This window comes from Actinoplanes sp. NPDC051411 (genome assembly GCF_040682075.1).
Taxonomy (GTDB): Bacteria; Actinomycetota; Actinomycetes; order Mycobacteriales; family Micromonosporaceae; genus Actinoplanes.
The window spans coordinates 48,956-60,631 of record NZ_JBFBAD010000001.1 but is presented as its reverse complement, the minus strand read 5'-3'; the positions used below and the strand labels follow the sequence as shown (position 1 = coordinate 60,631).

Here is an 11,676-nt window from a genome sequence, read left to right as displayed (position 1 = left end):
GAAGGACGTCCATGGACCTCTTACCGTCCGCGCATGCCGACACGTTCGCGCGCGACCACCTCCCACCGGATCACCTGTGGCCGACCATCGAGGCGCCGGACGGTCCCGACCGGCTCAACGCCGCGACCGAGCTTCTCCGTGCCGCACCCGACCGTCCCGCCCTGCGCACGCCCGGCGGCGAGGTGTGGACGTACGGCGAACTCCGGAAGCGGGCGAACCAGATCGCCAACCTGCTGGTCGACGACTTCGGTCTGGTACCCGGAAACCGCGTGCTGCTGCGCGCTCCCAACACCCTGGGGAACGCCGCCGCCTGGCTCGGTGTGCTCAAAGCGGGCGGCATCGTGGTCGCGACGATGGCCGCCATCCGGGCCCGCGAGCTCGCCCCGATCATCGCCAAGACCCGCCCCCGGGTCGCGATCGTCGATCCCCGGTTCGTCGACGACGTCGTCGCGGCCGCCCCCGATCTGCCGCTGGTGACCGCTTTCCCCGACGGCCGACCGGAAACCTTCGACGACGTCCAGACCTCCGCCGACGACGTCGCCCTGCTCTGCCCGACCTCGGGCAGCACCGGCGCTCCGAAGATCACGATGCACTTCCACCGCGACATCCTGTCCATCGACGACACGTTCGGCCGCAACTTCCTGAAGCTCACGCCGGACGACGTCGTCGCGTGCTCCGCGCCGTTCGCGTTCACCTTCGGGCTCGGGATGCTGGTCGTGTTCCCGCTGCGCGCCGGCGCCTGCTCGTTGCTGACCGAGACCGTGACCCCGGTTCAGCTCGCCGATCTCGTCGAGCGCGAGGGTGTGACCGTGCTGGCGACGGCTCCGACGGCGTACAAGCAGATCCTCAAGGCCGGCCAGGGGTCGAAACTGGCCGGGCTGCGGGCCGGCGTCAGCGCGGGCGAGCACATCCCCCAGAGCGTCTGGACGCGGCTCCGCGACGAGATCGGCCTGCGGGTCATCGACGGCATCGGCTCGACCGAGCTGCTGCACATCTTCATCTCGGCGGCCGGCGACGACATCCGGCCGGGCGCGACCGGCAAGCCGGTGCCCGGCTACCGCGCCACGATCCTCGGCCCGGACGACGAGGAGGTCGGGCCGGGCGTCGAGGGGCGGCTCGCGGTCATCGGGCCGGTCGGCTGCCGCTATCTCGACGACGACCGGCAGAAGGCGTACGTGGTGAACGGCTGGAACGTCACCGGCGACACCTTCCTGCGGGACGAGGACGGCTACTTCCACTACCGTTCCCGCACCGACAACATGATCGTCTCGTCGGGCTACAACATCGGCGGCCCCGAGGTGGAGGCCGCGCTCGACGACCACCCCGACGTCGTCGAGGCGGCGGTGGTCGCCCGCCCCGACCCCGAGCGGGGCTCGGTGGTCTGCGCGTTCGTCGTCCTCAAGGACGGGGTCAGGAAGGACGCGGAGAAGGTCGCCGAGCTGCAGGACTTCGTGAAGCACCAACTCGCGCCCTACAAATACCCGCGCGACGTCCGCTTCATCGAGGTGCTCCCCCGCAACAGCAGCGGAAAGCTCCAGCACTTCATGCTGCGCCGGATCGTCGAAGGGACCCCCAGTTGAGGATCGCCATCGCCGGCGGCGGCCCCGGAGGTCTCTACTTCGCCGCCCTCATGAAGCAGCTCGACGCCGCCCACGAGGTGACGGTCTTCGAGCGCAACGCGCCCGACGACACGTTCGGCTTCGGCGTCGTCTTCTCCGACGAGACCCTGGGCGGCATCGAGAGCGCGGACACGGCCATCTACCAGCAGATGGCCGCGCGGTTCGCCCGCTGGACCGACATCGACATCGACTTCAACGGCCACCGGTTCACGGTCGGCGGCCAGGGATTCGCCGCGATGAGCCGCAAGGAGCTGCTGCACATCCTGCAGGAGCGGGCGGCCGAGCTCGGCGTCACGGTGCACTACCGTACGCCGGCGCCGGACGTCGACACCCTGCGCGCCTCGCACGACCTGGTGCTGGCGGCCGACGGCGTCAACTCCCGCATCCGCACCAAATACGCCGACGCGTTCGGGCCGTCCCTCGACCGCCGCCGCAACAAGTACATCTGGCTCGGCACCGACCTCGTCTTCGAGGCGTTCCAGTTCATCGTCAAGCAGACGGACTGGGGCACGATGCAGATCCACGGATATCCCTACTCGGCCGGCGGATCCACCTTCATCGTCGAGATGCACGAGGACGTCTGGCGCCGGGCCGGCTTCGACGACTCCTCCGAAGACACCGTCCCCCGGATCGCCGAGATCTTCGCCGGGGAGCTGAAAGGCCACCGGGTTCTCACCAACAACTCGCGCTGGATCAACTTCACGACCGTACGCAACGAGCGCTGGCACGACGGCAACGTCGTGCTGATCGGCGACGCCGCGCACACCGCGCACTTCTCGATCGGGTCGGGCACCAAGCTGGCGATGGAGGACGCGCTCGCCCTGGCCGCCTGCCTGCACGAGCAGCGGTGTGTGGAGGCCGCGCTGGAGGCCTACCAGGCCGAGCGCAAGCCGGTCGTCGAGTCGACCCAGCGCGCCGCCCAGGCCTCGCTCGAGTGGTTCGAGAACATCGGCATGTACGCCGCCCAGGAGCCGGCCCAGTTCTGTTTCAACCTGCTCACCCGCTCGCGCCGCATCACCTTCGAGAACCTCAAGGAGCGCGACCAGGAGTTCGCGGCCCGCATCGAGGCCGACTTCGCCCGCTCGCAGAATCAGGCCGCCGTCGTACCGGCGATGTTCCAGCCGGTGCGGATCGGCCCGCTGGAGCTGAAGAACCGGGTCGTCGTCTCGCCGATGGACATGTACTCGGCCTGCGACGGCCTGCCGAACGACCTGCACCTGGTGCATCTCGGCTCGAAGGCCCTCGGCGGCGCCGGCCTCGTCATGACCGAGATGGTCTGCGTCTCGGCCGACGGCCGGATCACACCGGGCTGCACCGGCCTGTGGACCGACGAGCAGCGCGACGCCTACCGCCGCATCACCGAGTTCGTGCACGGCCGCACGACCGCGAAGATCGGGCTCCAGCTCGGCCATTCCGGCCGCAAGGGCTCGACCCGGCTGATGTGGGAGGGCATGGACGAGCCCCTCGACGAGGGCAACTGGGAGGTGGTCGGTCCCTCTCCGATTCCGTACGGCGTGGACGCGCACGTCCCGCGCGAGATCTCCCGCTCCGAAATGGACGCGGTGGTCGCCGACTTCGTGGCCGCCGCGCGGCGAGGCGTGGACGCCGGGTTCGACCTCGTCGAAATCCACGCCGCGCACGGCTATCTGCTCTCGTCGTTCCTCTCCCCGCTGTCCAACCGGCGGACCGACGACTACGGCGGGTCGCTCGCCAACCGGCTGCGCTTCCCGCTCGAGGTGTTCGACGCCGTCCGCGCCGCGGTGCCCTCGACGATGCCCCTGACCGTGCGGATCTCGGCGACCGACTGGGCGCCGGACGGCAACACCGCGACCGACGCGATGGAAATCGCGCGGGCCTTCGTGTCGCACGGCGCCGCCGCGATCGACGTCTCGTCGGGCCAGGTGGTCAAGGACGAGAAGCCGGCGTACGGCCGCTCCTACCAGACCCCGTTCGCCGACCTGATCCGCCACGAGGTGGCCGCCGCGGCCGGGGTCAAGGTGATCGCGGTCGGCGCCATCTCGTCGCACGACGACGTCAACTCGATCCTGCTGGCCGGGCGGGCCGACCTGTGCGCGCTGGGCCGGGCGCATCTCTACAACCCGCAGTGGACCCTTCAGGCGGCGGCCGAGCAGGAATACCGCGGGCCGGCCGCCGAATGGCCGAAGCCGTTCGAGGCGGGCCGCCGCAAGCCGCCCTCGTCGCGCACCGACAAGATCCCGCCCCGGCTGGCGTTGCTCCGGGCCGGCGCCGGAAATGTGCACGTGCGCTGGGTGCCGGTAGGGTGATCCGGTGGAAGCGGCGGAACCCGGCAGGCCCACGCCGTGGATCATCACCCTGTTCGGCATGTACGCCCGGCTCGACGACAACTGGCTGCCGATCGGGGCGGTGGTCTCGCTGCTGGCCGACCTCGGCGTCGACGGCGCGGCCGCACGATCCTCGATCTCCCGCCTCAAACGCCGCGGCATCCTGATCGGCGAGAAGAGGGCCGGGATCGCCGGATATTCGCCGGCCGGCCCCACGCTGCGCCTGCTGGCCGAGGGCGACGTCCGCATCTTCCAGCACGACCGCGCGGGCACCGGCGACGGCTGGGTCGTCGTGGTGTTCTCGGTCCCCGAGTCCGACCGCGAGAAGCGCCACGAGCTGCGCACGACCCTGACCCGCCTCGGTTTCGGCACCGTGACGGCCGGCGTCTGGGTCGCCCCCGGCCACCTCCTCGAACCGGTCCGCGAGGCGATCGAGCGGCGCGGCCTGTCCGCCTACGTCGACGTCTTCTCGGGCCACCACCTGGCGTTCGGCGACCTGACCGCCAAGGTGCGCCAGTGGTGGAACCTCGCCGAACTGGCCGCGCTCTACGACGAGTTCCTCCAGCGCTACGACAGTGTGCCCGCCGCCGAAACCCCGCTCGACGCCTTCCGGACCTATGTCCCGATGCTGACCCAGTGGCGCCGCCTCCCCTACCGCGACCCGGGCCTTCCCCTCGACCTGCTGCCGCCCGGCTGGAACGGCGTCGCCGCCGGCCGGCTCTTCGACTCGCTGCACAAGGACCTGCGCCCGGCGGCCGACGAGCACGCGCTGCCGCTCATCGGCGTACGACAGTAGGGCGCCCGTCGACGGCCGGAAGCCCGCGCTCGTCCAGGAGGACTCGGAGGTCCTGTTCCTGCTGGGGGGTCAGGGTGTCGCGCGGGATCGGGAACTGGGCCCGCTCGTCCTCGTACAGGACGTAGGTCTCGGGCCACTCCTCCAGCCGGGTGACCACCGACCAGTTCCACCGGATCGACCGGCCGCCACCGTCGGCCCGCATCGCCTGGTCGGTGATGGTGAACCGGCGGGGCTCGCCGACCGGAACGCGCGGCGCCGGCCGGCCGAGGAGCCACGCCAGGACGGCCACGACCAGCGCAGCCCCGCCCAAGGAGACGCCGAGCCCGACCAGGATCGGGTCGTCGAGCACGGTGCCCGCGATCCAGCCGGCGGCCAGCAGGACGAACCCGGCCGCCGCCGACTCGATGCCGGCCGGCCGGAGCGCGCGCCGGCGCAGGGCGCGGAGGCGCGCGCCGACCGGCAGAGCCGGTTGGCTCGAGGTGAACACGATCGGCGTGCGGTCACCGGCGAGCGGTTCGGCCGGCAGCGGTGCCGCCGCCACGATCGGGAGGCGGTCGAGGAGCGCGCGCAGCTGGGCGTCGTCGGCCGGGCTGAGCGGCTCGCGCGGGATGCCGACGGACACTCCCTCGGCCGCGGCCAGCACGTACGCGTCGGGAAGGACCCGGGCCAGCCGCAACCGCGACCAGGACAGCCGGGTGAGGGTGTCCGGCGTCCCCAGCTCCAGCCGGTCGTCGGTGAGCAGCCAGCGGCATTCGGCGAGCATCGAGCCGGGGATCCGCAGCATGCGGTTGCGCCGGCGCAACGCGCCGGCCAGCAGGAGACCGCCCATGATCAGCAGGGCGACGCCGAAGTCGATCCCCTCCCGGCTGCCCTGGGTGGCGATCGGCACGGCCACCGACGCGAAGACCGCGACCAGGGCGGCGGTCCGGGTGAAGGCCAGCTTCTGACTCACGAAGGGAGACAGCTGCCGCCGGAAGAACTCCGCGCTCCGGACAAACGTGAACTCGACATGCACGGCCGAGATCATAGGACCGGCCTCCGGCGGCCCGGTAGCGCAGGCTGTACCCGGCTTGGGCAGCAGGCGGGATCCTCATCGAGGGCGCGCTCCCGAAGGATCGAAGGTGTTCAACCGATTCCTTCGAGGAGGTCCCATGCTGTTCTCACGCTTGGTCGCCGGCGCGCTGACCGCGACCGTTCTCGCCGTTCCGTCCGCACCTGGCCCGCTGGGCGACCTGGTCGCCAAGGACGGTTTCCCCGGCGCGCTGGCGTCGGTTCGGGGCAGTGACGGACACGTCCACGACTACACCGCCGGGGCCGGGGTTCCGCGCGACGGCCAGGTACGCATCGGCAGCAACACGAAGACGTTCACCGCGGTCGTCGTGCTCCAGCTGGTCGGCGAGGGCCGCATCGACCTGGACGCCACGGTCGAGCACTACCTGCCCGGCGTCGTGCCCGGTGGCGGCGAAATCACCGTGCGCGAGCTGCTGCAGCAGACCAGCGGCCTGCCCGACTACGACGACGTGCTGTTCACCCGGCCGCAGGACCTGGTCGACAAGGCCCACTCCTACTACGAGCCGCGGCGGCTGCTCGACGCCGCGTTCACCCGGCCGGCCGGCTTCCCGCCCGGCACGAAGTGGGAATACAGCAACACCAACTACATCCTCGCCGGCCTCATCGTCGAGCAGGTCACCGAGCGCCCGATCGGCGAGGAGATCATCCGGCGGGTCATCGAGCCGCTCGGGCTGCGCCACACGTACTGGCCGGGCGTCGGCGAGCAGCGCATCCGCGGTACCCATCCGCGCGGCTACGTCGCGGTGGCCCCGGGCTCCCCGTGGGTCGACGTAACCGACATGGACCCGTCCCTCGGCTGGTCGGCGGGCCAGATCGTCTCGACCCCCGGCGACCTGCGGGCGTTCTTCGAGGCTCTGGTCGGCGGCAAGCTGCTCGAGCCCGCCCAGCAGAAGGCCATGATGACGACCGTGCCCGCGCCCGGTTTCGAGCCCACCGGCGACTGGCAGTACGGCCTCGGCCTCGCCCGCTACCCGCTGTCCTGCGGCGGCTACGCCTGGGGCCACGGGGGCGACATCCAGGGCTTCGAGACCCGCGAGCTGGTCACGACCGACGGTCGCGCCGCGGTCATCGCGGTGACCGGGCTCCCGACCTCCGAGCAGATGGTCACCGACGTCGACGACCGCGTCGAGGCGGCCGTGTGCGGATGAGTGGACAGGCGCCGATGAGGTCACCCCCCCGTCCGGTTAGGGGTGACCTCATCAGAGGACCGACCCCCCTCCCGGCCGGCCCGCCACTTTTCGCGGCGTGGACGCCACCGTCGCAGGAGGGGCTGAAACGGTCCTGAAGCGGCGCGGAAACCGGTTCAGCCGCGGTGGATGACCCGCGGCGAGATCGACGGCGGGTTGGACCAGCCGACCGCCCAGAGCTCACCGCCGGCCGGGTCGTTGTCGGCCGCGAAGATCGGCGTGGCCGAGCCCAGCTCGCCGTTGTTGCCGATCGTTCCGGTCATCGGCGGCAGGCCGGTGTCCTCGGTCGTGAACTGCTTGCCGTCCCAGTGTTCGACGTGGTCGCCCTTGGCGTTGCCGGCCAGCTGCTGATAGCCCAGCGCCCAGACGTCGTCCGGTGCCGGGGCGACGAGGGCGAGCAGGTCGGTGCCGCCGTTCGTCGGCACCTGCTGCCAGCCTGCCGTGGTGAGGTGCCAGACCGCCCCGCGGCAGCCGGCCCCGCAGATCTCGCCGGCCGCCCAGACGTCGCCGGGACCGGCGACCGCGACCGCGTTCAGCGAGGTGCCGAGCGGCGCCGGCAGGTCGACCGTCGACCAGGCCGTGCCGTCGAAGTGCATCACCAGCCCGTGGGTGAGGCGGGTCGAGGAGGCCAGTCCGGCCTGGGTTCCGACCGCCCAGACGTCGTCGGCCGAGGCCGCGGCGACCGCCACCAGACCACCCGGGGCCGCCGACTTCGGCACCGGCGAGCCGCTCCACTTGCCACCCTGCCAGCGCAGGATCAGCGGCTGCGCGGTCGGCGCGGGCAGCGTCGCGGTCGAGGTCTCCCCCACCGCCCAGCCGTCGTCGGCCGTGCGCATGTCGAGGCCGTCGAGGTCGTTGGCCGTCGCGGCCGGGAACGCCGGTGCCGGCGCGGTCTGCCACGAGGAACCGTCGTAGTGCAGCAGGCTCGGGGTGCTCGCCACGGTGTTGCCCAGCACGCTGCTGACGGCCCACACGTCCTTCGCGTCCAGGGCGTCCACCCCGCCCAGATAGGTGTTCCGGGGCAGCGCCGGCAGATCGGCGGCCGTCCAGGCGGCGCCGTCCCAGTGGGTCATCAGCGGGTGCACGTCGGTCTTGTCCCACCAGGCACCGGCCGACCACACGTCATGCGGGGAGACGACCGTGACGGCCTGCAGCTGGCTGCTGCCGGCCCCGGCGGGCAACGGAACCGCGGGCAACAGGTTCCACTTGGGCGTCGCCGCCCCCGCGGCGGCGACGAGTGCGAAAGCCGCGACCGCGGCTCCGGCCATGCGAGTTCTCATCCTTGGCTCCTCACTGGATCGTGCGTGTAGGAATCGGCTTCCGTCTGCCACCGATGTGGCTCACCCCAGCCGCCGGCCGCCGCGTCGGGCGCGACGAGCCGGAGTCCGAGACGACGAGCGAGGGGGTAGGGGCGGGACAGGTCGAGAAAGCCGGCGATCGCCGCCTCGGCGTCGGCCGGGCGGCCGTCCCGGCCGGCGAGCAGGGCCTCGGCGAGCGGCAGGAACTGGCGGTTCCAGCGGGCCTGGGCCTGGGCCGAGGACGCCACCTTGGCGCACTCCTCGGCGCCCGCCCGGCCGGCCAGCACGGCGAGGAACAGCCGCGGCCCGTGCAGATAGGAGACGTACGCCGCGGGCCGCCGCGACTCCTGCTCGGCCGCCCGGTCGGCCTCGGCCAGGGCCGGCCCGGGCTCGCCGTGCCACAGGTGGCAGAAGGCGACGCCGAAGCCGTGTACCGCGCTGGCCAGGTCGTCCTGTTCGCCGCCGAGTGCGCGGAACGCCTCGAGCAGTTCGGCCACGACCGTCCGGCGTCCCTGGTGGGCCGCGGCCATGATGCGTACGCCGAGGGCCTCCAGCCGGATGTGGTCGAGCCGCAGCCGCGCCGCGTCGCGCTCGCACCGGGCGGCGCCCTCGGCGGCCACCGCGGTCTCCCCCCGGCAGAGCCGCACCACCGACAGCTCCAGCTCGATGTCGAGGGCCGTGATCACCGCCCCGGCCTGCCGCGCCACCGACAACGCCTCGACCAGGCGCCGCGGGTCGCCGTTGCGGATGCCCTCGTCGGTGCCCAGCTGGTAGAGGAAGTTGATGCGCCAGCCGCTCAGGTCGTGGGCCGTCGCGATGGTCAGGCCACGCTCGTAGAGCACGTCCGCCTCGGCCAGGTCGCGCAGCCGGGCGCAGCGGCCCAGCGTGTCGAGCGCGCTGCACGAGGTCTCGGGCCGGCCGATCTCGACCGCGGTCCCCAGCGCCCGGTCGGCCAGCCGCCGGGCCCGGCTCAGCCGGTCGGGCAGCGCCGCGTCACCGATCGTCATCTGCGCCTCGATCGCGTCGAGGCGGGCGGCCAGCGGACGGGCCGGGCCGGAACCGGCGTGCAGCCGGGCCTCGCCGAGCTCGCGGCGGGCCTCGATCCAGTCGCCGGCCGCCGTCGCGACGTCGGCGAGATGCAGGTGCAGCGAGGCCTTGCGGGCCGGCAGCACGCCGCCGGCCAGGCGTTCCCCGAGGGCGTACGCGTCACCGATGCGCCCCGCCGCAGCGTACGCGTCGATGAGCGCCTCGCCGAGGTCGGCCGCGAGTTCGCCGCTGAGGTCGCGGTCCACCATGGACAGGGCGCGCTCCAGCAGGACGATCGCGGTCGCGACCGCGCCCTGGGTGGCGGCCTGGCGCCCGGCCGCGGCCAGCCGGGTGACCGCCCGCGCGGGCTCGCTCGCCGTGTTCCACAGCTCGGCCAGAATCTGGTCGCGGCCGTAGAACCGGCCGACCGCGGGCGCGGCCAGGAACTGCGCCGCCTGCCGGGCGAGACCGGCGCGTTCGGTCGGCAGCATGGTCGCGCGCAACGCCTCGGCGGTCAGGGCGTGGCGGAACGCGTACCACTGGTCGTCGTCCTGAATGGACACCAGCTGATGCGTGACCGCCTCGGTCAGGCCGTCGAGCAGCTCCGGCTCGGAGAGCCCGGCCGCCGCACCGGCCGCCGCGGCCGGGAACTGCCGGCCGAAGAGAGCCCCGGCCCGCAGCACGCCCCGGGCGGCCGGGCCGAGCCGGTCGACCCGCGCGGCCAGTGTCTCGCCCAGGCTGGGCGGAACCGCCGAGCCGACCGGCCCGCGGACCTCCCACCGGCCGCCGGCCCAGCTCAGCGTGCCCTCGTCGGCGAACCCGGCGAGCAGTTCCTCGACGTGCAACGGAACACCGTCGGCGCTGCTCAGGAGCCGTTCGACGACCGCCTCGGGCACGTCGCCGACGGCCACGCCGAGACAGCCCGCGGCCAGCTCACGGACGTCTTCCCCGTCCAGCCGGGACAGCTCGGCGAGAAGGGCCGCGCGGCGCCGCCGGGCCGACCGGGCCACGGTGAGCGCCGGTCGAGGGTACGGGCGGCAGGTGCCGAGCAGCAGGAACCGCTCGGCGTGCGCGTTGTCGACCAGGTAGTCGACGACGGCGAGGGTGTCCGCGTCGGCGTCATGCAGGTCCTCCAGCACCAGCAGACAGCCGTCGCCCCCGCCCAGCACCGTGAGCAGCCGCAGCACCGCCTCGGCCAGGATCACCGGCGACCCGGTCGGATCGGCCGGGTCGATCTCGCGCAGCTGCGGCACCAGACGGGCCAGGGACGACCGGTACGGCAACAGGGTCTCGTCGGCCGGCAGCGTCTCGTCGGCCGGCAGACCGAAGCGCCGCACCGCCGACTGCAGGGCCTCGGTGAACGCCCGGAAGGGCACCTGAGGCAGCGCGGCCCGGCCCCGGAACACCCGCAGGCCGCGCTCCTCGGCATAGCGGGCGACCTCGCCGACCAGCCGGGTCTTGCCGATGCCCGCCTCACCGACGAGGAAGGCGGCCCCGCCCGCCCCGCCGGCGGCGCGTTCCACCATGCCCTCGAGCGCCGTCAACTCACGCTCCCGCCCGATCAGCGGGGAGCTGCCCAGGGACGGCACGCGGACCGGCTCCGGCGCCTTGACCGGCGGGGTCAGCTCGGCGTCCTGCCGCAGGATCGCCGTCTCGAGGCGGCGCAGTTCGGGACTGACCTCGATGCCGAACTCGTCGCCGAGCGTGCGGCGCAGCCTTCCGTACGCGTCGAGCGCCTCGGTCTGCCGCCCCGACCGGTACAGCGCCAGGATCAGCTGACCGTGCACGTGCTCGTCGAGCGGATATTCGCTGACCAGGCGTTCCAGCTCGGGCAGCAGCTCGGCGTGCTGACCGAGCGCCAGCCGGCCGTCGACCATCGCGCGGACCGCCTGCACCCGCAGCCCGTCCAGCCGCTGCGCCTCCTCCCGAAGCCACGGCAGGTCGTTCACCTCGATCAGCGGCGCGCCGCGGAAGAGCCGCAGCGCCTCCCGTGCCCAGCGGACGCGACCCTCCGGATCGGCCGACTGCTGGGCGCGTTGCACCAGGCTCGCCGCCTGCTCCGTGTCGACCGAGCCGGGCGGCAGATCCATCACGTAGCCCGGCGGGCGCGACACGATGGCGTCGCGGCCCCCGACCATCTGCCGCAGATAGGAGATGTGACGTTGCAGCGTGTTCGCCCGGCCGGCCGGCGCCTCGTCGTTCCAGACGATGTCGATCAGACGGTCGGCGCTGACGATGCGGCCACGCTCGAGAGCGAGCGCGGCCAGCAGCGCCTTGCGTCGCAGCCCGGGGAGAGGTCGGGCCTCACCGCCGACGACGACGTCGACCGAGCCGAGCAACCGCACCTGAACTGCCTCGGTATGGCTGGGCACCCGG

General features: G+C 72.9%; 7 protein-coding genes. 4 read left to right on the top strand and 3 right to left on the bottom strand.

Going from position 1 to position 11,676, the window contains the following annotated elements; all coding sequences use genetic code 11:
* The first annotated feature begins 11 nt into the window (after positions 1-11).
* From AB0M88_RS00245 to AB0M88_RS00235, 3 genes are read left to right on the top strand one after another with little or no spacing between them, the layout of a single operon-like run.
* Entirely contained in the window at positions 12-1,580 is a 1,569-nt protein-coding gene (locus AB0M88_RS00245) for an AMP-binding protein (protein ID WP_364093138.1), read from the top strand.
* Positions 1,577-3,904: a bifunctional salicylyl-CoA 5-hydroxylase/oxidoreductase gene (locus AB0M88_RS00240; protein ID WP_364093127.1), complete on the top strand. Its 2,328-nt coding sequence runs from the start codon at positions 1,577-1,579 to the stop codon at positions 3,902-3,904. Before AB0M88_RS00245 ends, AB0M88_RS00240 begins: the two co-directional genes overlap by 4 nt.
* A 4-nt stretch (positions 3,905-3,908) precedes the next feature.
* The gene (locus AB0M88_RS00235) at positions 3,909-4,718 is read left to right on the top strand and encodes a PaaX family transcriptional regulator C-terminal domain-containing protein (protein ID WP_364093124.1); all 810 of its coding nucleotides are present in this window, start codon (positions 3,909-3,911) and stop codon (positions 4,716-4,718) included.
* Here the strand turns inward: AB0M88_RS00235 and AB0M88_RS00230 are convergent.
* On the bottom strand, positions 4,699-5,733 hold the full coding sequence (locus AB0M88_RS00230; RefSeq protein WP_364093121.1) for a YcxB family protein: 1,035 nt from the start codon (positions 5,731-5,733) through the stop codon (positions 4,699-4,701). The genes AB0M88_RS00235 and AB0M88_RS00230 overlap by 20 nt on opposite strands.
* A 136-nt stretch (positions 5,734-5,869) precedes the next feature.
* Here AB0M88_RS00230 and AB0M88_RS00225 point away from each other — a divergent pair, with 136 nt between their 5' ends.
* The gene (locus AB0M88_RS00225) at positions 5,870-6,937 is read left to right on the top strand and encodes a serine hydrolase domain-containing protein (RefSeq protein WP_364093118.1); all 1,068 of its coding nucleotides are present in this window, start codon (positions 5,870-5,872) and stop codon (positions 6,935-6,937) included.
* A 155-nt stretch (positions 6,938-7,092) separates the two neighbouring features.
* On the opposite strand, the gene AB0M88_RS00220 is transcribed toward AB0M88_RS00225, so the two are convergent.
* Positions 7,093-8,256, bottom strand: a complete 1,164-nt coding sequence (locus tag AB0M88_RS00220) for a hypothetical protein (RefSeq protein ID WP_364093115.1) — start codon at positions 8,254-8,256, stop codon at positions 7,093-7,095.
* A complete protein-coding gene (locus tag AB0M88_RS00215) occupies positions 8,253-11,672 on the bottom strand; it encodes a BTAD domain-containing putative transcriptional regulator (protein WP_364093112.1) in 3,420 nt (1,139 codons plus the stop codon). The genes AB0M88_RS00220 and AB0M88_RS00215 overlap by 4 nt, the downstream gene beginning before the upstream one ends.
* Positions 11,673-11,676: the final 4 nt, after the last annotated feature.

Excerpts from the sequence above, each read along its gene's own strand:
- AB0M88_RS00245 (WP_364093138.1), top strand. The coding sequence starts at position 12 with ATGGACCTCTTACCGTCCGCGCATGCCGACACGTTCGCGCGCGACCAC.
- AB0M88_RS00225 (WP_364093118.1), top strand. The coding sequence starts at position 5,870 with ATGCTGTTCTCACGCTTGGTCGCCGGCGCGCTGACCGCGACCGTTCTC.
- AB0M88_RS00220 (WP_364093115.1), bottom strand. The coding sequence starts at position 8,256 with ATGAGAACTCGCATGGCCGGAGCCGCGGTCGCGGCTTTCGCACTCGTC.